Genomic DNA, 25,859 nt, shown 5'->3' on the forward strand with positions numbered 1-25,859 from the left:
TATTGTTAGGGAGATATTGAAGGAGGGATTCGAATTGAAAGAAGATCAACAGCCTAAACCATCTTCAGAGTCAGAAGAAACCTTAACGAATCGGCAAGGTCATCCCGTAACAGACAATCAAAATATGAGAACTGTTGGGAATAGAGGACCCACTACGCTTGAAAACTACGATTTCCTAGAGAAAATCAGTCATTTTGATCGTGAACGCATCCCTGAACGTGTCGTTCATGCACGCGGTGCTGGAGCTCACGGTTATTTTGAAGCCTACGGCACATTCGGGGATGAACCCATCTCTACCTATACGAGAGCGAAATTGTTTCAGGAAAAAGGGAAAAAGACGCCTGTTTTCGTTCGTTTTTCTTCAGTGATCCACGGCGGTCATTCGCCAGAAACATTACGCGATCCGAGAGGGTTTGCGATTAAATTTTATACAGAGGAAGGCAACTGGGATCTCGTGGGGAACAACCTGAAAATTTTCTTCATCCGAGATGCTTTAAAGTTCCCTGATTTGGTTCATGCCTTTAAGCCAGATCCTGTCACCAATCGTCAGGACGGCGAGCGTATTTTTGATTTTGTCTCACAATCACCTGAGGCGACGCATATGGTGACATTTCTCTTTTCACCGTGGGGCATCCCTGCAACATACAGGCACATGCAAGGCTCAGGTGTCCATGCGTACAAATGGGTCAACCATGACGGAAAAGCGGTGCTGGTTAAATATCATTTTGAACCGAAACAAGGCATTCGCAACCTGACCCAAGAACAGGCGCAAGCGATTCAGGGAGAAAATTTTAACCATGCCACACAGGATTTATATGAAGCCATTGAGCAAGGTGATTATCCTGAATGGGAGGTATATGCACAGATCATGGAAGATGATGCCCACCCTCACCTCGATTTTGACCCGCTAGACCCGACAAAGCTTTGGTACAAAGATGACTATCCATGGAAACCAATCGGACGGATGGTATTAAACAAAAATCCAGAAAACTATTTCGCAGAAGTAGAGCAGGTTGCCTTTGGGACTGGTGTACTCGTAGACGGTTTGGACTTCTCAGATGATAAATTGCTACAAGGCCGCACCTTCTCCTACTCTGACACGCAGCGATATCGTGTAGGGCCAAACTATTTACAGCTGCCGATCAATGCACCGAAAAAGCATGTCGCCACCAATCAGAGAGACGGACAAATGGAATACCATGTCGATCAAGGCAAAGGCCAAAATCCCCATGTGAATTATGAGCCATCGATCCTCGGAGGATTAAAAGAAGCCAAACAGGATGGAAAGGATCATACGCCTTTTGTAGAAGGTGAAGTCAAACGGGAAGCCATTGACCGCCCAAACAACTTTGGACAAGCGGGAGAAACGTATCGCCGTTTTAATGATTGGGAGCGTGAGGAACTGATTAAGAACTTAGTCAATACCCTTGCGACATGTCAAAAGGACATTCAAGACCAAATGATTGAAAACTTTACAAAAGCAGACCCTGATTACGGAAAGCGTGTCGCTGACGGCTTAAAAGCCTTTAAACAAGAGCAGCCAAGCGGACCTATTGGCTCTACAGGCGCTGCCGAAGCCGTGGACGAAGCCATCAACAACAGCACACCATCAGATCCTTATTAATGAAAAAAAGAATGCAGGGCGAGGCTGCATTCTTTTTGTATACATCTATTAAGCGTTTTGACCTTTTTTGATCCATTCTGCCACATTGACTGTACGTTTTGCCTGATGTTTCACAGCTGCTTCTGCATCCTCTTGGATTTTTCCATTTTGGTCAACAGTGACACTTACGCCATAAGGGTTGCCCCCTGCACCGTATAAGGAATCATCTGTGTATCCAGGAGCGGCAATAATGGCTCCCCAGTGGAACATCGTCGTATATAGGCTGAGAACCGTCTGCTCCTGTCCGCCATTTGCGTTTTGAGCTGAAGTCATCGCGCTGACTGCTTTGTTTGCCAATTTACCTTGGAACCACAAGCCGCCTGTTGTATCTAAGAACTGCTTCATTTGAGCTGGCAGGTTACCGAAACGTGTCGGCATGCTAAAGATGATGGCATCTGCCCACTCTAAATCACTTAATTGAACCTCTGGCACATCCTTTGTTTCGTCTAAATGTGCTTTCCATGCTGGATTTGAAGCGACAACTGCTTCTGGTGCCAATTCAGCAACCTTTAATACTTTGACCTCTGCGCCAGCTTCTTTTGCTCCCGCTTCAGCCCATTTCGCCATCTGATAGTTTGTACCTGTTGAACTATAATAAATAATCGCTAATTTTACGTTTTCCATTTGTTCCAGCTCCTTTTGTTTGTTTTGCCCAAAAAGCTTCTGTAAAAATCCCACCTGTATTCCCCACCTTATTTAAAATTGACGACGATACCATAAAGCCGCAGCATCGACTTCTTCTCTCGTTAGCTGATGTCCGCGATTTTCCCAATGAAGTGTAACCGATGCACCTGCACCCTGCAGCAATTGCTCCAGCTCCTGTGATTCCTCTGGACGGCACATTGGGTCATTTTCACCAGCTGCTATAAAGACTTGTTTCCCCGCTAATGAAGGCAATGAAACTCCGCGTCTTGGAACCATTGGATGATGCAGGATGGCGCCTTTTAGGGCATCCCCATAATGGAATAACAAGCTTCCAGCAATGTTTGCCCCATTGGAATATCCGATAGCTACCACATTGTGACGATCAAATCCATATTCATCAGCTGCTTCGCCGATAAATGTATATAGTTCCTCAGTACGTTCAATCAAATCCTGTTCATCAAATACACCCTCTGCCAAACGTCTGAAAAAACGCGGCATGCCGTTTTCTAATACATTCCCTCTCACACTAAGAACAGATGCATCAGGATCTACTATATGTGCAAGCGGCAATAAATCTTCTTCCGTCCCGCCAGTTCCATGCAGTAATAACAGGACAGGTCTTTGTTCATTCTTTCCTTTTCGAAAAAGATGCTTCATCATGAATCTCCTTTCCCTTTAACTTCTCTCACTTCAATTGGCAGTACAATTTGTTCAATCTGACGGCGCTGCGCCTCATATTGCGGTGGCAGTTTCAATGCTTCACCCATTGTTTCCACTGATTCATCGTGTGCAAACCCTGGAGGATCAGTAGCGATCTCAAATAATATGCCGCCAAGCTCTCTAAAATAAATAGCATTAAAATAATTTCGATCTTGCACAGGTGTCACTTGATACCCGCTTTGTGCAATATGTCTTTGCCAATCTAATTGATCCTGATCATCTGTTGCTCTCCATGCAATATGGTGCACAACCCCAACACCCATACGTCCTCGTGGAACAGGCGTAATGTTCACATCAATCACATTGCCTATTTCACCAAACGAACGGAATCTCACATAGTCTCCTTCGGCTCCCACTCGTTCAAGTCCCATCGTTTGCTCTAGCAGCTGCATCGTTTGCTCCGGCTGTGATGTTAATAAAACAGCTCCGCCAAATCCTTTAATGGCTACATCTGGTGTGACACCATTAAATGTCCACTCGTTTTGCTTTCCTTCCGCACGCTCTACCAGCTCAATCAATAAGCCGTGTGGATCTTCAAATGAGAGAAAAGCTTCCCCAAAACGTTCAACCATTTCATAAGAGACATTAAACTGCTCAAGACGATCCTTCCAGAAAGAGAAAGCGCCTGTCGGTACGACATATGTCGTCACGCCCACTTGACCTGCACCAATTTGACCTTTTTGTGCACCTGGCCAAGGGAAAAACGTAATAATTGTCCCTGGAGAGCCGCCTTCATTTCCAAAATATAAATGGTATGTGCCCGGATCATCAAAATTCACGGTCTTCTTCACGAGACGAAGTCCTAAAACACCTGCATAAAAATCAACGTTCTCCTGAGGATGACCGACAATAGCTGTAATATGGTGAATTCCTTCTGTTTTTTTCACTTCTAATGACCTCCTAATCATGAAGTAATAAGCCTCTATTCATTATGTCTTTACTGACATCTTTATATTATCTCGAATTCGAGATATTAGATCAAAAAAATATATTTATCTCGAATTAAGGATATGATGTTTTTAAGTAAATGTCAATGATTTTTGTTTTTCTTTTAAAAAGGCAGAGCTGTTTTGCGTAAACAGCCCTGCTTTCCCTTGTTTATTGCAGCAACTTTTTCTTTTTTAAATAGGCCTTCGCTACCTGAAATGCATCCTTTCCCTTCACATTGACTTCATAATTCATTTCTCTCATCTCATCGTCTGTGATTTGACCCGCAAGCTTATTGAGAGAGGTCTCAATCTCAGGGAATTCAGTTAATGTCTCCTGCCTGAGCAGCGGTGCTCCTTGATATGGCGGGAAAACATGCTGATCATCATTAAGCACCTTTAATTTGTATTGTCTCAATTCACTGTCTGTCGAATACGCATCGACTAAATTGATATCTCCTTTTTGAATCGCTCGATACCGAAGCTTCGGCTCCATCGTCACAACATCGTCAAAGGAAAATTGATAAGCTTTTTGAATACCTCGATACCCATCCTGACGATCAGAAAACTCTAAGGTAAATCCAGCTTTTATACGGTTTTTGATCTTACCTAGATCTGAAATGTTGGACACTTCATATTGATCAGCCAGTGACTGCGGCACGGCTAAAGCATACGTATTGTTGTATGCCATGGGCTCAAGAAGGCGGAGCTGAAAGGACGATTCCAATCCACGCCGCGCTTGCTCATACACTTTTCTTTTATCTGTGCTTTTTGCTGTTTCTTTGAGGAATTCAGAAATCGCTGTACCCGTAAACTCAGGATAAATATCAATATCACCAGAGCGTAAAGCCTGGAAAACAAAGGACGTTTTACCAAGACCGGGCTTCAGGTTCACTTGAATATCTGTATCCTGTTCAATTAAAAGCTTATACATCGAGATCAAAATCTCAGGCTCTGATCCTAACTTCCCGCCAATGGTGATTTCTTTCTTTTCTTGCTGAAACAGCACGGGGGCAGCGACAACTGCTCCTGCAATCAGAGCAAAAACAGTCACAGAGATCACAGTCTTTTTAAAGGAAATTTTCTCAAAGGTACGCAGCACCACATCAAATAATAGAGCGAGTAAGGCAGCTGGTATCGCGCCAATGACAATGAGCGACATATCATTTCGATCAATTCCCAGCAAGATTAAGCTTCCTAATCCCCCAGCCCCGATCAGTGCTGCCAGAGTGGCGGTCCCCACAATGAGTACCATCCCAGTTCGAATACCAGCCATGATGACTGGCATAGCAAGAGGAAGCTCCACCTTTAATAACCGTTTGCGATGATTCATCCCCATAGCAAGCGCCGCTTCTCTCAGAGAAGGATCAACCTCCTGAATGCCTGTATATGTATTTCTTAAAATAGGGAGTAGGGCATAGACCACAAGCGCAATAATCGCAGGTACTTGCCCAATCCCCACGAGAGGAATCAACAAGCCAAGAAGTGCGAGCGACGGAATCGTTTGTAAGACGGCCGTCACCCCGATGACCCACTCCGCTAGCTTTGGAACCCTCGTTAAATAGATACCTAATGGAATAGCAATCAAAATCGCTAAAAATAAAGCAATAAAAGAAATTTGAATATGCTCAAGTAAGGCATGTCCCAATTGTTCTTTGCGTTCCCATAACACACGGGTCCAATCATTCATGTGACTCGCCCCTCTCTTTAGGAGAATCAGCTAAAAACTGAATCACTGCTTGACGATTCACTAGTCCAATCCGCTCTCCATTCTTTTCAACAGCCAATTCCTCGTGCTTTGCCAATTGAGACAAGACTTCATCCAGTTCGGCATCTGATGAGACCGCCTCATAGGGTAAAAGAGCTTCGTGGGCTATCGGTTGTGCCAAGGTTTCCAGCTCAAAAGCTCGATGTCCCACATGGCGGGCAGCCCCTGAAACAAACTCCTGTACAAAGGCATTGGCTGGATGTTGAACCAATTCCTCAGGACGTCCGATCTGCACTACTTTTCCTTCATTCATCACACAAATCCGATCACCAAGCTTCATAGCTTCCTGCATATCATGCGTCACAAAAACAATGGTTTTTTGTATACGGCGCTGCAAATCAAGCAGATCATCCTGCAATTTCTCCCTCGTTAGTGGATCTAACGCACTGAAAGGTTCATCCATCAGGACAATCTCAGGATCAGCTGCAAGTGCACGTGCCACACCGACACGCTGCTGCTGTCCACCAGAGAGCTCTGCTGGCTTTCGATGTCGATACATAGCAGGATCAAGCCCGACCATCAACATGAGTTCATCGACACGCTGATTGGTCTCATTCCGGCTCCACTGTTTAAGCTCTGGCACCACAGCAATATTTTCTTCTATGGTCATATGAGGAAAAAGCGCAATTTGCTGCAAAACATAACCGATATCCCAGCGCAGCTCATACATATCATAATCACTTATTTTTTGACCCTTTATGTAAATCTCACCTTCTGTAGAAGAAATGAGACGATTGATCATTTTCAATGTTGTCGTTTTCCCGCTGCCACTAGGTCCAATCAATACAAAAAACTCACCTTTCTGAATCTCCAAATCAACGGATTGAACGGCATAGCGCTCATCAGAAAATTGCATCGATACCTTTTTAAATTCAATCATCTTCCCACGCCCTGACTGCAATTATTTTCTAGACTACCAATATGACAGATCAACCTCATATTTGTATAGAATAAACTGTCACTTTTACATACTTCCCCTCGGTTGACTGTCAGAAACAACTCTAGCAAAAATAGATGAGATTCACAGTGAGGAAAATAAAAAAAGCGAAGAGCCCGGGGCTCTCCGCTTTTTAAGTCAACGACTTACTCACCAGTAACGTATGGAAGTAATGCCATTTGACGTGATCTTTTGATCGCTAAAGTCAATTTACGTTGATACTTAGCGCTAGTTCCTGTTACACGACGAGGTAAAATTTTACCACGCTCAGAAACAAACTTTCTAAGAAGATCAACATCTTTGTAATCGATGTGCGTGATACCGTTAGAAGTAAAGAAACATACTTTACGACGTTTCGCACGACCGCCTCTGCGTCCACCTGCCATTTGTTTTCACACCTTTCCTTTAGTCATTTTTTCAGATCAATTAGAATGGCAAATCATCATCGGAGATGTCAATCGGTTTACCATCGTTCGCAAATGGGTCATCATTAAAGCTATTTCCCTGATTACGATTTTGGTTGTTTTGATTGCCATATGGATTTTGACTTGGTTCATTTCCAAATGGATTCTGATCGTTTTGGCTACCGCCATAATACTGGCCTCCGCTATTGCCACCGCCGCTGTATCCACCTGAACCAGCACCGCCGCTCTTAGGCTCAAGAAATTGAACACTTTCAGCTTGAACCTCTGTCACGAAGACACGCTGTCCTTGCTGATTTTCATAGTTTCTTGTCTGCAAACGACCGTCTACACCGGCAAGACTTCCTTTTTTCAAGAAATTAGCCACGTTCTCGGCTTGTCTTCTCCAAGTAACACAGTTAATGAAATCGGCTTCACGCTCTCCAGATTGATTCGTAAACGTACGATTCACAGCTAGAGTAAACGTGGCTACAGCCGCACCATTAGGCGTGTAGCGAAGCTCAGGGTCTTTTGTTAGTCTTCCGACCAATACAACACGGTTTAGCATATTGAAAGACCACCTTTAAATATATATTTCAATGATTTATACTTCTTCTTTAACAACAATGTGGCGAATGATATCGTCACTGATCTTAGCTAAGCGGTCAAATTCTTGAACTGCTGCAGCGTCAGATTGAACGTTTACGATTTGGTAGAAACCGTCACGGAAATCGTTGATTTCGTATGCAAGACGACGTTTACCCCAATCCTTTGTTCCAGTGATCTCCGCACCGTTAGAAGTTAACACGTTATTGAAACGCTCGATAACTGCTTTTTTAGCCTCATCGTCAACTGTTGGGCGGATGATGTACATAACTTCGTACTTTCTCATCTGATTGCACCTCCTTTTGGTCTAAGCGGCCCTAAACGGGCAAGGAGCAATAAATTATATTACTCACAATTGTATATTATAACAAATCACTTGGCCTATGACAAGAACCTATACATTAAAACGGAAATGAATGACGTCTCCATCTTTCACTACATATTCTTTACCTTCTAGACGAACTTTTCCTGCTTCTTTAGCAGCAGACATGCTTCCGCCAGCTAGTAAATCCTCATACGCAACCGTTTCAGCACGAATAAATCCACGCTCGAAGTCTGTGTGAATGATTCCAGCACATTCTGGCGCTTTCATTCCTTTTTTAAATGTCCAAGCACGTACCTCTTGCTCACCTGCTGTGAAATACGTAGCTAATCCTAGAAGTGAATAAGATGCTCTAATTAGCTGATCAAGCCCTGACTCATTAATACCAAGCTCTTCAAGGAACATTTGCTTCTCTTCTCCTTCAAGCTCTGCAATTTCAGACTCGATCTTCGCACAAACGACGATCACTTCAGCGTTTTCACCAGAAGCAAACTCACGGATTTGCTGCACATATTCGTTGCCCTCATGATCTGCTACTTCATCCTCACTCACATTTGCTACATAGAGAACTGGTTTAGATGTGAGTAAATGAAGCTGTTTCACAAGCTTTTGCTGCTCATCAGTAAATTCTACAGATCTTGCCGATTTCCCAGCTTCAAATGCGTTCATTAGCTTCGACAAAATCTCAAATTCAGCTACTGCTTCCTTGTCCTTTTGTTTTGCAAGCTTACTCACACGAGCTAAACGCTTTTCAACTGTTTCTAAATCAGCCAAAATCAATTCGAGATTAATCGTTTCAATATCTGCCACAGGATCAACCTTACCAGCTACGTGTGTAATGTTATCATCTGCAAAAGCTCTGACCACGTGACAAATCGCATCTACTTGTCGAATATGAGAAAGGAATTTATTCCCTAAACCTTCACCTTTAGATGCACCCTTGACAATACCCGCAATATCAGTGAATTCGAAAGCAGTGGGAACTGTCTTTTTCGGCTGCACCAATTCTGTTAGCTTTTGTAAACGCTCGTCAGGAACTTCTACAATTCCGACGTTTGGATCAATGGTACAAAACGGATAGTTAGCAGACTCCGCTCCAGCCTGTGTAATTGCATTAAATAGCGTTGACTTCCCGACGTTAGGTAAGCCAACAATACCAGCTGTTAAAGCCATTCTTTCATCTCCTCTATATCAAACGTGCTCGTTATACTGCGTAATATGAACCTAGAGCAATTATAAGTAGGTTTACATGAAAAGACAAGCTAACCATCATGCATTTTCAATAGAAGAAACATCGTCAAAAAGAATAAATCAATGCTTCAAAACGAGAAGATGCACCTGGTTTTGCTGTAGAAAAGACAAATTTAATAAAAAAAGCATGAGGCCTACTTAAGCAGTTGGCTCCTCATGCTTGACGAGAATTTTCTTCATTTTTCGTTCAAAATCTCTTCTTGGGATCATCACGCTGTGTCCGCAGCCTTCACATTTAATACGGATATCCATGCCCAAACGAATGACCTTCCACCGATTGGCACCACATGGATGGGGCTTTTTCATTTCTACAACATCATGTAACCCAAACGCTTTGTCTGCCATCAGCCTTCACCTCTCCTTGCTCACTTCATTGAATCTATTGTACAAAAAAACGGTGATGAAGGGCAATGCACAAAACCAAGAGCCTCTTTCAATCGTTCATCCTATTCTTTTTTAGAGAAAAAACCCTTCTTTTAGATCATTTTATTTGTGACCAATAGTTACTTAAACTCCGTTTTTTTTCAATATTGTCACAAACACTGTAGGTCAAAAGGTTTTTATTGGTAGAACGCGGTGGTTTTTCCATATTTTTTGATTTATGATATCTGCATAAATGTTATGTGAGGGAGCAGGTACGATGGTCAATCGAAAGGATAGATTAACTGATAAAGAATATAAAATCATATCCGATCATGCTGGAAATATAGACAATTACCAGCAGCACCATACGATAGAAATAGGTCAGCAAACACTCACTGTCCACGATTTTCTAAAGATCGACCATAAAATATATGGTTTAACAATGCAGCCAGAACAATCAGATGAATTCATCGTCGCTTTTCACTGTCCACTGCCAAACCAAATGACGGTGACATCTAAGCAAGATGTACACAACGCGGCACAGTCATTACTCAAAACAGACTATGCCTATCCAATTGAAAGAAAGTCCCTTGATGGCAATCAAGACCATGTCTTTTTTAAAGGGAAGGAATACATAGAGAAAGTCTGTCAGAAGCATCCGAATGCAGGTATCCATCTCACTGGACAAGCACTTGCCGGTGCTGTTTGTGCTTATGTTGCAACAGAACAGCCAGCTGTCAAAAAAGCCGTCACCTTTGACAGCCCAAATATATGGAGCAGCCTGTCGCCTTCGATTCAGCAAAAGGCGCAGCAAGGTCAATATACACGCATGTTGATTGAATATATTCAGCCTAGTCATTACGTCGGTTTACTCAATCGCCATGATCAAGGAGTTGGGCAAGTCAAGTACACCGTACCGCCACGGCAGCAAGACTCAGTCCAAGAATCCGTTAAATACAAAAAAAGGGAAATTGACACCTTTTTAAAATCAGCTTTTGCATCTATGAATATAGAATGGAACGAATCCTTTGATACAAATGCTTTTTTAGCTCTCGTTTCAGGAGAATTCAAAGCAAATGGATATTCATTCCATCCGAATGGATCCGCCCGTATTTTAGATGAACAGCTTGATCATAATACAAGTTTTACAGCCATGCTGCTGCAAGAAATTCATTCTGGACGTGCATATGCACAAAGCGGACTTGAAATTATCATAAAATCCCATTTACTGAAAAATTCATCCTATGATCTACAAAGTATTATTGAACATGAAGTGCACACTGTATTTGAAAAAATCGATGGAATTGATGAAAGCGTAAAAGACGCCGTCCATCATGTGAAACAAGAGCTCAAAGGACTCGTCGGCTTTGGCCACTATGATTTATTAAGTCATAGTGATGTGGAAGCACTGGTAGAGGAAGTCAGAATGGAACAGACACATTCCTCCTTTTATTCACACGAAAAACAACTGAATGCCTTGTACACCCTGAGGGATTACGAACAAGAGCTTTCTGCCCTTTCAAGACATATGTACACAATGGGTGATGACTACGCCAAGGCAGATAGACGCCTTGCGATGCAAATGGGTATTCATTAAGAAAGGAGTCATCGCATGATCAATCAAAATAAGCCTCCTAGTGACGCCCAGCGTTTCTTGCAAAATGTGAGTGCCCGCCGCTCCATGTCTGTATTCGAAAATCAATCGGCACCAAATACACAAACACATTCTCCTGAAGAAATCGCCGCCATTCAGGCCATGCGCAGAGAAGGACAGCGAAAGGATCTAAAACGGCTGCTCAAAATGCGGCTGCACGACGAATTAGCAAATACTCGCGTGCACTTGGAGTATCAATTGGCTAAAACAGAAGACATGATAAACCAGACGACCATTGTCAAACAACACATTTCCCAGCATTTAAAGGGACAGGCCATTTCAGAATTAGAGGATCGCCTCCAGCGTCTCAAGCAAATGCCTGTCTATGATGATATCAAAGAAGCTATTGATTCAATTCAGATCAAATAAGCACAGCTCTAAAAAAGAGAGGTGCTTATTTTGTTTTATCAATATAATTTTTAGAACGAGAAAATATCTTTTTACTTAAAATCGGATACAGCATTAAACAGACGAGCAAATACAGATTCAACAAACTATAAATTGGATACAAGAAAGCAATCAAATCAGCAAATCCAAGAGATGTTAAAGGTGCCATCAAAAGAAGCATCACCAATACAACCAGCCAGCGGGGCATTCGTACAAAAGAAAGCATCCGGCTGGATAATCCAAATAAACCTGCTGCCGTCGTCGTATAAATTGCTAGACAAAGGACAACGGTCATAAACACAAACAAAGAAGTCGGCGCCCCTTCTAATACTGTAAACAAAGGAATTCCCTCTGATGAAAGACTTCCCGAAATATCAACCAGTATTTCGTTATACACATACGAGATGACACCAAAAATAAGACCGCTTAAGATACTCGCCACTTTGGCTTCCCCAAGCCCCTTCATTTCTTTCCCAACCGAAGACAGCACTGCCACAACAGATAATATGTTCAAAGAAGCAAAGACAATGCTGGCAGGCCAATTGTACTGCTGCCCAAAATCAATCCGCCACATATGATCATGGTTCATATAATAAAAAACAAACGCATAGATGAGCCCCGCCACCAAAATTGGTATAATGAAAGCATTCACAGATAAGAGCCCTTTCACATCCCAGAAAAAAATCATAAATGAAAACAAACAAAACGCGCCGATGCCAACCCAAAAAGGCACATGATACATCTCAAGCGTCACCCCGCCGCCAGCAATCATGACCGTCGTTGTCGTGAATAAATAAAGGACAATTAACACGTCATACACCTTAGCCAGCCATGGACCGACAAGCCGTTCCAGCACTGGCACAAAGTGATCGGCACGCACCTCATAACTGATTTTTAACACCACATAGGTAGACAGCATAAACATCAATGTAAACAGTAGAATGGCTAGTCCGCTATCAATGCCAAAAAACTGCCAAATTTCCTGGCCGGAAGCATATCCCGCACCTATTAAGCTTCCTAAAATTAAAAGCGTCCACCTTGAACCAGCCTTCCACACAATCATCACCTCATAGGTATAGAATTAAGCTTGTTTCCGTATACTGTTACTAACTACTATGACAAGGAAGTGAGACCTATGAATAGCAAGAACGGTCTTTTTTTTAGAAATAGGGTAAAAGAATACGTGTCCCATACGGATACAAACGCCATTCAACAGCTTAAAAGTATTTTATTCTCGCATATTCAGAAAGCAGGAAAAAGACCCGTTGCCATCGTTTGTATTGGAACAGACCGCTCAACTGGCGACTCTCTAGGTCCACTTGTTGGTACAAAGCTTTCAGGTCTGGATTTGAAAAAGCTTCATGTATATGGAACACTCTCTGACCCAGTGCATGCGGTCAATTTAAAAGAAAAACTCGCTGAAATTGAACAAGCTCATAAACACCCGTTTATTGTAGCGGTTGATGCCTGTTTAGGAAGAGTGAAAAGTGTCGGTTCCTTCCAAATTGGAGATGGTCCGTTAAAGCCTGGAGCTGGTGTCCAAAAGGAGCTGCCAGAGGTAGGAGATATTCATATTAATGGGATCGTCAATGTGAGTGGTTTCATGGAATATTTCGTCCTCCAAAACACACGTCTTCATCTTGTCATGTCTATGGCCAATACACTTTCTGAAAGTCTATCTCACATTGACCAAATGGATTGGACAAGAGAAAAAAACCGGTCTCTCTTCACCCCTATTCAAAATATCACTGGGAGAATATAAAAAAGACCATCTCATATCAAGATGGTCACTCTGATGATTCCCTCGTAGAAAGCAATTCAAGGATTCTTTCTAAATCTTCATTCGAGAGGAATTCAATCTCAATTTTCCCTTTTTTCTTCTGTTTCTTGATCGTCACGGAAGTACCAAAGTAGTTTTGTAAGAAAGACTCTCTTTCTTTCAACACTCGATCCTTTGGTGCTTCTTTTTTCTTTGTTTCACGTGGAACATTTTCGTTTAACTGCTGAACAAGTTTTTCAACCTGTCGTACGTTTAACCCCTCATCCACGATTTTCTTTACCAAAGGCGCCAGCTTCTTTTTGTTCTTTAAGCTAAGCAATGTCCGGCCATGTCCCATTGATAACGTTCCATTTGCAATCAGCTTTTGGATGTCATCCGGTAAAGTCAACAGACGGAGATGGTTCGCAATATGCGGTCTGCTTTTCCCTAATCGCTTCGCTAATTCCTCTTGCGTCACACTTAGATGATCCAGCAAGGAAGCATACGCTTCCGCTTCCTCTAGTGGAGAGAGATCCTCACGCTGCAGGTTTTCTAAAAGGGCAATTTCTCTCATCAGCGTTTCTGAAAACTCTCGAACGATCGCAGGAATTGTTGTCAGACCAGCTTGTTGTGCTGCGCGAAAACGGCGTTCTCCTGCTACTATGTCATATCCTTTAATCGATTTACGAACAATGATCGGCTGTAAAACACCGTGCTGCTGAATCGATTCTTTCAGATCAGACAACGCATCATCATCAAACGTTTTCCTTGGCTGATAAGGATTCGGACGCAAATCCTTTAATTTAATTTCTTCAACCGTTTCTTCATTTGAGTCTACGTTGTTAAATAGTGCATTAATACCCTTTCCAAGACCTTTAGCCATTCGCATCCACTTCCTTTGCTAAGTCTAAATAGACATCTGCACCTCTTGAACGTGGATCATACAAGATAATAGGCTTTCCATGACTTGGCGCTTCACTCAGCCTCACATTTCTCGGAATGACGGTTTGATAGACTTTATCTCTAAAGTATTTCTTCACTTCTTCGATAACCTGAATCCCAAGATTTGTTCGGGCATCAAGCATTGTCAGCAAGACACCTTCAATGGCAAGATCGGTATTTAAATGTTTCTGCACGAGACGAACTGTGTTTAACAATTGGCTCAATCCTTCCAGCGCATAATATTCGCACTGAACTGGTATTAAAACGGAATCGGATGCAGTTAACGCATTAATCGTCAGCAGTCCAAGTGATGGCGGGCAGTCAATAATCATATAATCATAATTCTGCTTAACAGATTCAAGTGCTCTCTTCAGCCTCACTTCACGTGAGATTGTAGGCACAAGCTCTATTTCAGCCCCTGCAAGCTGTATTGTCGCAGGAATGACATCAAGATTTTCGACCTCTGTCGTCTTAATCACATCAAGAACATCTGCATCATCAACTAAAATATCGTACACACACTTCTCTACGTCGGCCTTCTCAATCCCAATACCACTCGTGGCATTGCCCTGCGGATCAATATCAACTAACAACACTCGTTTGCCTATGTATGCTAAACACGCACCCAAATTAACAGAAGTTGTCGTCTTCCCGACGCCGCCCTTCTGGTTGGTAATCGCTATGATTTTTCCCACGATGTCACCCACTTTCAACTTAACAAGTTTCTCATTCATTCATACTTTCTATTCTATCAAAAAAAGTATGAAACGTTTGCTTTTTTTGTTTCCCTATTATAAATTCGTCGTTGAATGTGCCTTTTCGTACATTAAAGAACGAATGAAAACACACCTGAAAAGTATATTGATATATCTTTTTTAAGAAATAGACATACATCAAAACCCTCACTTCTATCAAAAGTGAGGGTCACATATCAAAAGTATAATTCACCTATTTTGCGGCCTTCACTTACAATGACCTTAGGAGTTACTGTTTTATAGCTTTTCTTTTTTAAAAATCCATAGGGTGTCTTAATGATAAATGTCGCATGTCCCAAAGCGTCCCCTGTTTTGCCATAGGCCTGCCACACGATCTTTGAACAATAAGTCGGGTCCAATGATTGAATAGACATGGTGATGGAATAGCGAGCCTTCGGATGACCTTTCACATAATCGTGTGCCCATTCCCCTGCTAAATGTGCCTTCTCCTCTTGATTAATCCGAATTACCTTTGTATTGGCACTATAGCGAAACCAGTTATGAATGGAATCAAGTTGAGGATGCTGCCGAAACCCTGGAATAGAAGCATAGCTTTTCTCATTAATGACGATACCTGCATGTCCAACCAAACCCTTCACAGCATCAGTGGTTGTCACCAAGATATCTCCTTTTTTAGGGATAATATCGGTACCAGGATACGGCTTTCCTAAAAGTTGCTTGAGGGTGTGCGGCTTTTCATCCGTCACCAGCTCATCATGCTTATTTTGTCTTAAACCATAGTTCTTCAAATCATCGTCAGCTGTAATCAAGTCGATCGAATCGTCGGAAGACGCATACTCTTGATTAAATTGCTGTACAGTCACATCTTTAGAAACAACACCTTGCTTCTTCAGAACGTTCAATTCTTCGTTGGTCATCAGGCCTTCATCCGCATGAGCCGTTGGCGATTTCACAGCGTATATTGTCGCTTCATTTGGAAAAAGAGAAAAAGAAATTAGTAAATAGCAAATAATGGCGAAAATAGTCTTCTTCATTTTCATCAGTAGTTGTCACCTCCTTCATACTACGAAAATCATATTTTACCAATTTATAAATATTATGTAAATATGGTGTGTGCAGAAAATAAGACAAACAAAAAAAGCTGACGAGTGGCGCTCATCAGCTTTTTTCTATTTAGGAATTCGAATCGTTAATTGGATATATTCCTCAAACTCTTCTTCCTCGGTATTTATTTTAAGTCCGCTGTCTTCTACCATGTGGAGAGACTGACGAATGGTATTCATTGCAATTCGTGTATCACGACTAAACGCCTTACGCTTTGGCTTCGGTTTGCGATCTGTTTTTTGTTCAAGCATCTTCACTACACGCTCTTCAGTCTGTTTCACATTCAACTGCTTTTCGATGATTTCCTGCAATAGCGCGATTTGTAATTCTGGAAGCTTTAGGGGCACAAGTGAACGTGCATGCCTTTCAGAGATTTTTTTCTCTAAAATGGCCTGTTGTACCTCTTCAGGCAACTTTAAAAGTCTTAATTTGTTTGCAACAGTTGATTGTCCCTTGCCTAAACGCTGAGCAAGCGCCTCTTGTGTTAAATCATGAAGCTCTAAAAGACGTGCATAAGCATGAGCCTCTTCAATAGAAGACAGCTCTTCTCTTTGCAAATTTTCAATCAATGCCACAGATGCCGTTTCCGTATCAGTAAAATCTTTTATAATAGCGGGGATTTTCTCCCATTGAAGAGTCTGTACCGCCCTCCAACGTCTTTCGCCGGCGATCAGTTCATATTTTCCTTCTTCTTCTGTTGGTCTAACAACAATTGGTTGGATAATGCCATGGGTATGAATCGTCGTGGCCAGCTCTTGTATCTTTTCTTCTGAAAAAATGGTGCGTGGCTGAAAACGGTTTGGCATAATTGTGTCGACCGGGAGCTCCTGTATCTCTTCCTTTAATGTATCATGCTCAGCAATCTCTGCCTCTATTTCGGTTTCACGCTCAGGATGTTCTTTGTCTCCAAGCCCGAAGAAGCGTGAGAGTGAATGCTTCATGAACCTACACCACCTTTAAAAACTACCTTTTTATAATTCTATTTTCTCATGTTTTTTCCTTCTGTAAAATCATAAATATTGAAGAAAAACCGACCTTTTACATGATCAACCTTCTATTGGTGATTTATTAGGTGTTCCTGGTTTTCTAGGATATTTTTTTGGTGTTTGCTTTTTCTTTTCAATGACAATGATGTTCCGTTCGCTTTCTTCTAAAGGAAGAACAAAGGAATGCTTTTCAACAACCTCTCCTCCGAGGACTGTGACAGCTTTTTTCCCTGCTTGCATTTCTTCATCAGCGGCAGATGCTTTTAAGGCAACAAACAATCCTTCCTTTTTCACTAGAGGCAGACATAGTTCGCTCAAGACGGATAAACGTGCAACTGCTCTAGCAGTGACAAGATCATAGCTTTCACGCTTTTCCTTACGTTGTCCAAACGTTTCCGCACGATCATGATAAAAAGTAGTATCTTGTAAGTTTAATCCTTTTGCTAACTCATTGAGAAACGTAATTCGTTTCTGAAGAGAATCAACAATGGTCACATGTAGATGAGGGAAACAAATTTTAAGAGGAATGCTTGGAAAACCAGCACCAGCTCCAATATCACAAATCGTCGTCACTTTGTGAAAATCAATAAAAAATGCTGCTGATATTGAATCATAAAAATGCTTTAAATACACTTCTTCCTTTTCAGTAATGGACGTTAAATTCATTTTCTCGTTCCATTCTACAAGCATGCGGAAGTAGGTTTCAAATTGTTCAAGCTGCACAGGAGAAAGAGTGATCCCTTTCTCCTCTAGTGCTGCTGTAAATTGTTCAATGTTCATGCCGACATCCTTTCTATTCTGCTATCTTCGCAATACGCCCCTGCTCTAAATATACTAAAAGGATAGAAATATCAGCAGGGTTAACGCCTGAAATACGAGAAGCCTGTGCAACAGAAAGCGGTCGGACTTCTTTCAGCTTTTGTTTCGCTTCAGTTGCAATCCCTTTGATGGCATCATAATCAATACGATCAGGAATCTTTTTGTTCTCCATCTTTTTCAGTTTTTCAACTTGCTGGAGTGACTTTTCAATATAACCTTCGTATTTAATTTGAATCTCTACCTGCTCACACACATCAGAAGGAAGCGGTGTTTCCGCAGGAGCTAATTTCACAACAGTTTCATAATTCATTTCTGGACGCTTCATCAAATCACTTGCACGAATGCCGTCCTTCAACTCACTTCCACCGAGTGAACGAATAAATTCTTGAGTCTCTGCTGTAGGTTTAATGATCACAGAATATAAGCGTTTTTTCTCTGCTTCAATGGCTTCTTTTTTCTGCTGGAATGCTTGGAATCTTTCTTCAGAAATTAATCCAATTTGATAGCCAAGTTCAGTTAATCTTAAATCAGCATTGTCATGACGTAGAAGTAGACGATACTCAGCACGTGATGTCAAGAGACGGTATGGTTCATTTGTTCCTTTTGTGACAAGGTCATCGATGAGGACACCGATATATGCATCAGATCGGCTTAAAATGACTTCTTCTTTACCTAATGCTTTTCTTCCTGCATTAATACCTGCCATAATCCCTTGACCTGCTGCTTCCTCATAACCAGACGTACCATTAATTTGGCCGGCTGTATATAATCCAGAAATTTTCTTCGTCTCAAGTGTAGGCCACAACTGAGTAGGCACAATCGCATCATACTCGATGGCATAACCCGCTCTCATCATTTGAACATTCTCGAGTCCTGGGATGGTTGAAAGCATTCGCTGCTGTACATCCTCAGGAAGACTTGTAGACAATCCTTGAACATAAACTTCCTGCGTATTACGACCTTCTGGCTCTAAGAAAATTTGATGTCTCGGTTTATCATTGAAACGCACCACTTTATCTTCAATGGACGGGCAGTATCTAGGACCAGTTCCTTTAATCATACCTGAATACATTGGAGAACGGTGAAGATTCTCATCAATAATTTGATGAGTCTCTAAACTCGTGTACGTTAACCAGCATGGCAGCTGGTCGGTAATATATTCAACCGTTTCATAGGAGAATGCCCGCGGGACTTCATCACCTGGTTGAATTTCTGTTTTACTATAGTCAATCGAGTGGCTATTCACTCGAGGAGGTGTTCCTGTTTTAAAGCGAACCAAATCGAATCCTAGTTCTGCTAAATGATCCGATAATTTAATGGAAGGCTGCTGGTTATTTGGACCACTTGAATACGATAAGTCTCCTAAAATAATACGGCCTTTTAAGAAAGTCCCTGTCGTTAATACAACAGACTTCGCACGATAGTTCGCCCCCGTTTGAGTAACAACACCTTTACATTCATCATCTTCTACAATTAAATGATCTACCATACCCTGCAGCATTGTCAGGTTTGGTTCATTTTCCATTGTTTTTTTCATTTCATGCTGATATTGGAACTTATCTGCTTGCGCTCTTAACGCACGGACAGCAGGTCCTTTCCCCGTATTCAGCATGCGCATTTGAATATGCGTCTTATCTATATTTCGTGCCATTTCTCCGCCTAGAGCATCAATTTCTCTGACGACAATCCCTTTTGCGGGGCCGCCTACGGACGGATTACATGGCATAAAAGCAACCATATCGAGGTTGATAGTCAATACAAGTGTTTTGGCGCCCTGTCTTGCAGAAGCAAGAGCAGCCTCAACTCCAGCATGACCGGCACCCACGACGATTACGTCATAATTGCCAGCTTCATAACCCATTTCTTATGTTCCTCCCTTTACTTTCCTAAACAGAATTGAGAGAATAACTGATCAATCAAGCTTTCATGAACAGCATCCCCAATAATTTCACCCAGCTGTTCCCAGCAGCGTGTTAAATCTATTTGAACTATGTCGATCGGTACGTCCATTTCAATTCCTTCAAGAGCATCCTCAATGGATTGTTTTGCTGCCTGAAGAAGAGCAATATGCCTTGTGTTACTTACATACGTTAAATCTCCACTTTCAATTGAACCCGTGAAAAAGAGTGATTGAATCGCAATTTCGAGCTCATCAATCCCCTTTTCTTGTAATAATGATGTAGTAACCACCGGACGATCCTTCGCTAACTGCTTGACCTTTTCGATATCAAGCTTAGGCTCAAGATCTGTCTTATTCACGATTACGATGATATCCATGCCTGAGACGGCCTCAAAAAGTTTGATATCCTCTTCTGACAATTCCTCGCTATAATTGAGCACAAGTAAAATCAGGTCAGCTTCTTTTAAGACCTGTCTAGATCGTTCAACCCCTATACGCTCAACAATGTCCTCCGTCTCACGTATACCCGCAGTATCGACTAATCGAAGCGGTACACCTCTAACATTTACATATTCCTCAATGACATCTCTCGTTGTTCCAGGAATATCCGTTACAATCGCTTTTGTTTCCTGTACAAGACTATTCAACAAGGAAGACTTCCCAACATTCGGTCTTCCAATAATGACAGTGGATAAGCCCTCGCGAAGTATTTTCCCCTGCTGAGAAGTCGTTAGCAGTGACTCAATTTCCTTTTTCACTGATGTTGCCTTTTCAACTAAAACCCGATGCGTCATTTCTTCAACATCGTCATACTCAGGATAGTCAATATTGACTTCAACATGGGCCAGAGTTTCCAATATCTCACCGCGAAGTCGTTTAATCAAACCGGAGAGTCTTCCCTCCATTTGAGTAATCGCTACATTCATCGCACGATCTGTCTTTGCGCGAATCAAATCCATTACCGCTTCAGCCTGTGAAAGATCAATTCTTCCATTTAAGAAAGCTCGTTTTGTAAACTCACCTGGCTCCGCTAATCTTGCTCCTTCTCTTAAAGCAAGCTGCAGTACTTTATTGACCGTTACAATTCCGCCATGGCAGTTAATCTCAATAACGTCTTCTCTCGTAAATGTTTTTGGCGCTCGTAATACTGACACCATGACCTCTTCTATGACTTGCTCAGTGCTAGAGTCCACAATATGACCATAATGAATTGTATGTGAATCCACCGATACAAGTTTTTTCTCCTTAGGACCTTTATACATCCGATCAGCAATCTGTACCGCATCAGGCCCGCTTAAACGGATGATCGCAATTGCTCCTTCACCCATCGGTGTAGAAATTGCTGCAATTGTATCCATCACTCATTCACCTCTTTCTCTACTTAATAAACAGTCTGTTATCTATTAAATGGACATTGTCCATCTCTATATCAAAAACGCTTAATCCAAAATTTAAAGATACCATAAATGAAAGCGAAGTGAAAGTATCTCATATCTAATTATCCACAGCTTTGCATCTTATCTATTTTAACACTTAACTTATCCACATGTGAATAACGACGTTTGAAACTTGTCTTCACATCTTACACCTAAATCCAATAAATTTAAACGCCCTGATCCCTATGCTTACTTGTTAAATTGGCGTTTTGCACCCATATCACACACTCATTTTTTAGAAATAAAGGATGAATCCTCTATAAAAAGCAATTTTTCAATAAAAAAAGACTAAAATCCAGCTTTGCTGAATCTTAGCCTTTCTGCTATTTTTTATACAGCACCACAACATGACGTTTGCTGCCTGTATCTTCAGATGCCGTTGCAAGTTCTTTAGAGAATGCAGCAATCGCATCATGAACAATTTTTCGTTCATTCGAAGGCATTGGTTCTAAATGAACCTTTCTCTTCGTTTTTAAAACCCGATTTGCTGTTTTGACTGCATATTGTTCAAGTGCTTCTTGTCGTTTCTTCCTATAATCGCCAATATCAATTGTTATATGATGATACTGATCAGAATAACGATTAAACACTAGCTGTACCAACGTTTCTAAAGAGTACAATGTTTGGCCTCTTTTTCCAATCATTAATGACGTTTTATCTCCATCAATGTGGTAAGAAATCTTTTTCGGTTCCTGTTTGGAAATAATCTTTGCTTTAGGATCAATAGACTTAACAATTTTATCTAAATACTGTGTAGCTAATTTAAATGCATTTATCTTTTCTACTAACTTGACCACAGCTTGTCTTTTACCAAATAATCCTAAAAACCCTTTATTTCCTTCATCTACTATTGTGATTTCTACTTCTTCTTGTAGTAGCTGAATTTGTTTAAGTCCGGAATCTACTGCTTCTTCGATTGTGCGACCGACAGCAGTTATTTCCTTCATTTTTTATTCCCGCCAGCTTTTTCTTTTGTATCAACTTTTACTTGAGGTGTTTTTATCACCAATGTTTGAATGATCATGAAAATGTTACCTACAACCCAGTACAATGAAAGTGCTGCTGGGAAACTAATTGCAAACACAACGATCATAATCGGCATCACCCATAGCATGATAGCCATTTGAGGGTTGTCCGAAGGATTTCCAGCCATCATCAGCTTTTGCTGAATGAAAGTAGCTACACCCGCAATAATCGGTAATAGAAACAATGGATCTGGGCTGCCTAAGTCAAACCATAAGAATGTATGCTTTTTAATTTCTGCTGTCCTCATAATTGCATGATAGAAACCAATAAGGATTGGCATTTGAATTAAAATTGGGAAACAGCCTGCTAATGGATTGACGCCATTTTTTTGAAAAAGGGCCATTGTTTCCTGCTGAAGCTGCTGCTGTGTTTTTTGATCTTTAGAGCTATATTTTTCACGAAGCTTTTTCAATTCAGGCTGTAATGCTTGCATCGCTTTTGTACTTCTTAACTGTTTAATCATTAATGGTAAAATAAGCAAGCGAATTAATAGTGTCACAATAATAATCGCTACACCATAGTTTTCACCAGTTAAGTTTGCCATGTACGTGATTAATTGAGATAGCGGGTAAACAATATAAGAATTCCAGAATCCCTTACTATCTGATGTAATTGGTTCATTGATCTGTGTACATCCTGCCAATAAAACCAATACGCCAATCAAGCTAAATATTAGTAATAATCGCCTTTTCAACAAGATTCCTCCCATTACTTCAAACTTTATTTAAGTTGGAATTGATTAAGAAAGTGACTCACCTAATCAGTATGGTAACATTTTTTCTTTGCAAAGTGGTGGTTTCATTTTAATTCACTAGATGAAGGAAGCGCTTTTAAAAATTGATTCAACGAAAGTTTCTATTACGAAGACTTTTTCGGTTGTTGTTGATAAACAGCGGATTTTCTAAATAAATGTTGGAGAGACTTCTTTGTTTCTTCAAAGGTCAATTCACTCGCTGGTTTTCGTGCAATGACAATGTAGTCTTTTTCTTGCTTTAACTTATGGCCTTCCTCTAAAAACACCTGACGGATCAGACGTTTTATTCGGTTTCTAATCACTGCATTACCAATCTTCTTACTGACAGACAATCCTAGACGCAGTTCAACTTGATTTGGCTGATCAAGCTGGTAAATAACGAATTGGCGATTTGCCATTGATTGACCTTTTTTGAACACCTTTTGAAACTCTTCATTTTTTTTTAGCCTGTTTCGCTTCTTCATGTTTTCTTCCACTCCGATAAAAACTGACAGTTCATTTACGATTTTATGTAAAAAAGACCACTGACATTATTCAGTGGCCTAAGCTGATAATTTTTTTCTACCTTTGCTGCGGCGTCGCTTTAAAACTAGACGTCCGTTTTTAGTACTCATACGGCTGCGGAAGCCATGAACTTTACTACGCTTACGGTTATTTGGTTGAAACGTTCTTTTCATTTATGACACCTCCCTGAGGAATAGCTGTTTAAGACAGTCTAACTCATTATATTTGTGTAACCCATCGATTGTCAATATCAATGATAAAACTCTTATTATCAACCTTATAAGCATAACATAAGTTATCAAACGAAGAAACCTTCTTTTTTAGTTTCCAGCATTTTATTCTCTTTTTCCTCCTAAAAGACCTTCAAAACAAGAATGTGGATATTTTTCCGGCATATTTAGACTATCCACACCCATTATCGACATTTTTTTCACACAAATAACCGATGTGGATAATTATTTTTCAACAGGATGTAAAGTGTGTGGATAAGTTTGTGACACCCATTGCACCATCTTGTTTATTTTGATATTATATTTGTGTTTTAACTCTTAATTACTTATCTGGCCCATTTATATTATCCACAATTTGTGGATAACCTGTGGAAAGTTATTACACAGCCTGTTGAATTGTTTATCCACAGCTTGTGTAATTTGTCGAAAAGACGTTTTTCTACTATATTAATTGTTTTCAACAATGTATGTGCACGAATGGTGATGACCATTTGCTCTTTTTCGTGTTCTATAACAGTTTGATATTGGTCATTTTAAAAAGAAAAGGAGGGGGGAGAAGCCTTATGGAAAATATTTTGGATCTGTGGAATAAAGCACTTCAAAAAATAGAGACAAAATTGAGCAAACCCAGTTTTGAGACATGGATGAAATCGACAAAAGCCCATTCTCTTCAGGGAGATACGCTTACAATTACGGCACCTAATGAATTTGCTAGAGATTGGCTCGAGTCAAGATATCTTCACTTAATTGCTGATACCATCTATGAACTAACAGGTGAAGAGCTCAGCATTAAATTTATTATTCCTCAAAATCAGGATGAAGAGGAAGCCATGCCAAAGTCTCCTATCAAAAAAATGTCTAAAGAAGAGCCCGTTGACATTCCACAAAATATGCTGAATCCAAAATATACATTTGATACTTTTGTTATTGGTTCAGGCAACCGTTTTGCTCATGCCGCTTCACTTGCAGTCGCGGAAGCACCAGCAAAAGCATATAACCCGCTTTTTATTTATGGGGGCGTTGGTTTAGGAAAGACTCACTTGATGCATGCGATTGGTCATTACGTGATCGACCATAATCCATCAGCCAAAGTGGTCTATCTATCATCTGAAAAATTTACTAATGAATTTATCAACTCAATCCGAGATAACAAAGCTGTCGACTTCCGTAACCGCTATCGGAATGTAGATGTGCTTTTGATAGATGATATTCAATTTTTAGCAGGAAAAGAACAAACACAAGAAGAGTTTTTCCATACATTCAACACACTTCACGAAGAAAGTAAGCAAATCGTCATTTCTAGTGACCGGCCTCCGAAGGAAATTCCGACACTTGAAGACAGATTACGCTCTCGATTTGAATGGGGCTTAATTACAGACATTACCCCGCCAGATCTAGAAACGCGTATCGCGATCCTGCGAAAAAAAGCAAAGGCAGAAGGCTTAGACATTCCAAATGAAGTCATGCTGTACATTGCCAATCAAATCGACAGCAACATTCGTGAGCTGGAGGGTGCTTTGATTCGTGTCGTTGCTTACTCATCTTTAATTAATAAAGACATTAATGCAGATCTAGCAGCTGAGGCGCTAAAGGACATCATTCCTTCATCAAAGCCTAAGGTCATTACAATTAAAGATATTCAAAGAATTGTAGGGCAGCAATTTAATATTCGATTAGAGGATTTCAAAGCAAAGAAACGTACAAAGTCAGTTGCTTATCCAAGACAAATTGCCATGTACCTCTCTAGAGAAATGACCGATTCCTCTCTGCCTAAAATCGGAGAAGAATTTGGCGGTCGTGATCATACGACTGTCATTCATGCTCATGAGAAGATTTCGAAATTAATTGTTGAAGATGAACAGCTTCAGCAGCATGTCAAAGAGATCAAAGAACAATTAAAATAACCAAGCTGATATAATGAGTACGGGAAAATGTGAATAACTAGAGCATAGTCATACACAGTCTGTCCACATGTGGATAGGCTGTCTTTCCTTTCTTTTTGTCGACTTATCCACATATTCACAAGCCCTACTATTACTT

At 40.9% G+C, this 25,859-nt stretch carries 27 protein-coding genes; 5 read left to right on the top strand and 22 right to left on the bottom strand.

From position 1 onward, the window contains the following. Positions 1-13 precede the first annotated feature (13 nt). Entirely contained in the window at positions 14-1,624 is a 1,611-nt protein-coding gene (gene katX, locus BAE31_RS13045; RefSeq protein ID WP_373272896.1) for a catalase KatX, read from the top strand. A 48-nt stretch (positions 1,625-1,672) separates the two neighbouring features. Here the strand turns inward: katX and wrbA are convergent, their stop codons facing one another. The 10 genes from wrbA to BAE31_RS13095 form a co-directional block, all read right to left on the bottom strand. After that, a complete protein-coding gene (gene wrbA, locus BAE31_RS13050; RefSeq protein ID WP_034283654.1) occupies positions 1,673-2,287 on the bottom strand; it encodes an NAD(P)H:quinone oxidoreductase in 615 nt (204 codons plus the stop codon). Positions 2,288-2,359: 72 nt separating this feature from the next. Beyond that, entirely contained in the window at positions 2,360-2,968 is a 609-nt protein-coding gene (locus BAE31_RS13055; RefSeq protein WP_041105858.1) for an alpha/beta hydrolase, read from the bottom strand. Beyond that, the gene (locus tag BAE31_RS13060; RefSeq protein WP_041105860.1) at positions 2,965-3,936 is read right to left on the bottom strand and encodes a ring-cleaving dioxygenase; all 972 of its coding nucleotides are present in this window, start codon (positions 3,934-3,936) and stop codon (positions 2,965-2,967) included. Before BAE31_RS13060 ends, BAE31_RS13055 begins: the two co-directional genes overlap by 4 nt. Before the next feature lie 190 nt (positions 3,937-4,126). Then, positions 4,127-5,644, bottom strand: a complete 1,518-nt coding sequence (opuFB, locus tag BAE31_RS13065; protein ID WP_041105862.1) for an osmoprotectant update ABC transporter permease/substrate-binding subunit OpuFB — start codon at positions 5,642-5,644, stop codon at positions 4,127-4,129. Further along, the gene (locus BAE31_RS13070; protein ID WP_041105864.1) at positions 5,637-6,602 is read right to left on the bottom strand and encodes an ABC transporter ATP-binding protein; all 966 of its coding nucleotides are present in this window, start codon (positions 6,600-6,602) and stop codon (positions 5,637-5,639) included. Before BAE31_RS13070 ends, opuFB begins: the two co-directional genes overlap by 8 nt. Before the next feature lie 203 nt (positions 6,603-6,805). Next, complete coding sequence (gene rpsR, locus BAE31_RS13075; protein WP_008359105.1) at positions 6,806-7,045, bottom strand: 30S ribosomal protein S18; 240 nt, start codon at positions 7,043-7,045, stop codon at positions 6,806-6,808. A gap of 40 nt (positions 7,046-7,085) precedes the next feature. Further along, the gene (gene ssbA, locus BAE31_RS13080; protein WP_007497456.1) at positions 7,086-7,628 is read right to left on the bottom strand and encodes a single-stranded DNA-binding protein SsbA; all 543 of its coding nucleotides are present in this window, start codon (positions 7,626-7,628) and stop codon (positions 7,086-7,088) included. A 36-nt stretch (positions 7,629-7,664) separates the two neighbouring features. Further along, on the bottom strand, positions 7,665-7,952 hold the full coding sequence (rpsF, locus tag BAE31_RS13085) for a 30S ribosomal protein S6 (protein WP_024424058.1): 288 nt from the start codon (positions 7,950-7,952) through the stop codon (positions 7,665-7,667). Positions 7,953-8,060: 108 nt separating this feature from the next. Next, positions 8,061-9,161, bottom strand: a complete 1,101-nt coding sequence (gene ychF, locus BAE31_RS13090) for a redox-regulated ATPase YchF (protein WP_024424059.1) — start codon at positions 9,159-9,161, stop codon at positions 8,061-8,063. Between the two features lie 216 nt (positions 9,162-9,377). Further along, complete coding sequence (locus BAE31_RS13095) at positions 9,378-9,584, bottom strand: DUF951 domain-containing protein (protein ID WP_008347561.1); 207 nt, start codon at positions 9,582-9,584, stop codon at positions 9,378-9,380. 295 nt (positions 9,585-9,879) lie between these two features. Between BAE31_RS13095 and BAE31_RS13100 the strand changes: the two genes are divergently transcribed. Then, complete coding sequence (locus tag BAE31_RS13100; protein ID WP_041105866.1) at positions 9,880-11,199, top strand: phage hydrolase; 1,320 nt, start codon at positions 9,880-9,882, stop codon at positions 11,197-11,199. A 15-nt stretch (positions 11,200-11,214) separates the two neighbouring features. Then, positions 11,215-11,625 (top strand): hypothetical protein, encoded by a 411-nt coding sequence (locus BAE31_RS13105; RefSeq protein ID WP_041105868.1) that lies wholly within the window; start codon positions 11,215-11,217, stop codon positions 11,623-11,625. Positions 11,626-11,650: 25 nt separating this feature from the next. Here BAE31_RS13105 and BAE31_RS13110 read toward each other — a convergent pair whose 3' ends face one another. Next, positions 11,651-12,706, bottom strand: coding sequence for a YkvI family membrane protein (locus BAE31_RS13110; RefSeq protein ID WP_076840623.1), 1,056 nt, complete (start codon positions 12,704-12,706; stop codon positions 11,651-11,653). 72 nt (positions 12,707-12,778) lie between these two features. On the opposite strand from BAE31_RS13110, the gene yyaC reads away from it, so the two are divergent. Next, positions 12,779-13,405: a spore protease YyaC gene (yyaC, locus tag BAE31_RS13115; protein ID WP_076840624.1), complete on the top strand. Its 627-nt coding sequence runs from the start codon at positions 12,779-12,781 to the stop codon at positions 13,403-13,405. 25 nt (positions 13,406-13,430) lie between these two features. On the opposite strand, the gene BAE31_RS13120 is transcribed toward yyaC, so the two are convergent. The 11 genes from BAE31_RS13120 to rpmH form a co-directional block, all read right to left on the bottom strand. Then, positions 13,431-14,285 carry a ParB/RepB/Spo0J family partition protein gene (locus BAE31_RS13120; protein ID WP_024424064.1) on the bottom strand — a complete coding sequence of 285 codons (855 nt, stop codon included), beginning with the start codon at positions 14,283-14,285 and terminating at the stop codon, positions 13,431-13,433. Further along, a complete protein-coding gene (soj, locus tag BAE31_RS13125; RefSeq protein ID WP_008360890.1) occupies positions 14,278-15,039 on the bottom strand; it encodes a sporulation initiation inhibitor protein Soj in 762 nt (253 codons plus the stop codon). The genes BAE31_RS13120 and soj overlap by 8 nt, the downstream gene beginning before the upstream one ends. Positions 15,040-15,275: 236 nt before the next feature. Then, complete coding sequence (locus tag BAE31_RS13130; RefSeq protein ID WP_041105874.1) at positions 15,276-16,100, bottom strand: orthopoxovirus pf05708 family protein; 825 nt, start codon at positions 16,098-16,100, stop codon at positions 15,276-15,278. A 129-nt stretch (positions 16,101-16,229) separates the two neighbouring features. Continuing rightward, on the bottom strand, positions 16,230-17,105 hold the full coding sequence (gene noc / locus BAE31_RS13135) for a nucleoid occlusion protein (RefSeq protein ID WP_024424067.1): 876 nt from the start codon (positions 17,103-17,105) through the stop codon (positions 16,230-16,232). A 105-nt stretch (positions 17,106-17,210) separates the two neighbouring features. After that, entirely contained in the window at positions 17,211-17,930 is a 720-nt protein-coding gene (gene rsmG / locus BAE31_RS13140; protein WP_024424068.1) for a 16S rRNA (guanine(527)-N(7))-methyltransferase RsmG, read from the bottom strand. Positions 17,931-17,943: 13 nt separating this feature from the next. Further along, entirely contained in the window at positions 17,944-19,830 is a 1,887-nt protein-coding gene (gene mnmG / locus BAE31_RS13145; RefSeq protein ID WP_041105876.1) for a tRNA uridine-5-carboxymethylaminomethyl(34) synthesis enzyme MnmG, read from the bottom strand. Between the two features lie 17 nt (positions 19,831-19,847). Beyond that, positions 19,848-21,227, bottom strand: a complete 1,380-nt coding sequence (gene mnmE, locus BAE31_RS13150; protein ID WP_024424070.1) for a tRNA uridine-5-carboxymethylaminomethyl(34) synthesis GTPase MnmE — start codon at positions 21,225-21,227, stop codon at positions 19,848-19,850. A gap of 401 nt (positions 21,228-21,628) precedes the next feature. Then, positions 21,629-22,252: an RNA-binding cell elongation regulator Jag/EloR gene (gene jag / locus BAE31_RS13155; RefSeq protein ID WP_024424071.1), complete on the bottom strand. Its 624-nt coding sequence runs from the start codon at positions 22,250-22,252 to the stop codon at positions 21,629-21,631. After that, positions 22,249-23,031 carry a YidC family membrane integrase SpoIIIJ gene (spoIIIJ, locus tag BAE31_RS13160; RefSeq protein ID WP_087976621.1) on the bottom strand — a complete coding sequence of 261 codons (783 nt, stop codon included), beginning with the start codon at positions 23,029-23,031 and terminating at the stop codon, positions 22,249-22,251. Before spoIIIJ ends, jag begins: the two co-directional genes overlap by 4 nt. A gap of 158 nt (positions 23,032-23,189) precedes the next feature. Further along, the gene (gene rnpA, locus BAE31_RS13165; protein WP_024427652.1) at positions 23,190-23,549 is read right to left on the bottom strand and encodes a ribonuclease P protein component; all 360 of its coding nucleotides are present in this window, start codon (positions 23,547-23,549) and stop codon (positions 23,190-23,192) included. Positions 23,550-23,627: 78 nt separating this feature from the next. Further along, a complete protein-coding gene (gene rpmH, locus BAE31_RS13170; RefSeq protein ID WP_073208224.1) occupies positions 23,628-23,762 on the bottom strand; it encodes a 50S ribosomal protein L34 in 135 nt (44 codons plus the stop codon). 620 nt (positions 23,763-24,382) lie between these two features. On the opposite strand from rpmH, the gene dnaA reads away from it, so the two are divergent. Continuing rightward, positions 24,383-25,723, top strand: coding sequence for a chromosomal replication initiator protein DnaA (dnaA, locus tag BAE31_RS13175; RefSeq protein ID WP_024424073.1), 1,341 nt, complete (start codon positions 24,383-24,385; stop codon positions 25,721-25,723). Positions 25,724-25,859 lie beyond the last annotated feature (136 nt).

This window comes from Bacillus sp. I-2, assembly GCF_001974945.1.
GTDB lineage: Bacteria > Bacillota > Bacilli > Bacillales > Bacillaceae > Bacillus > Bacillus safensis.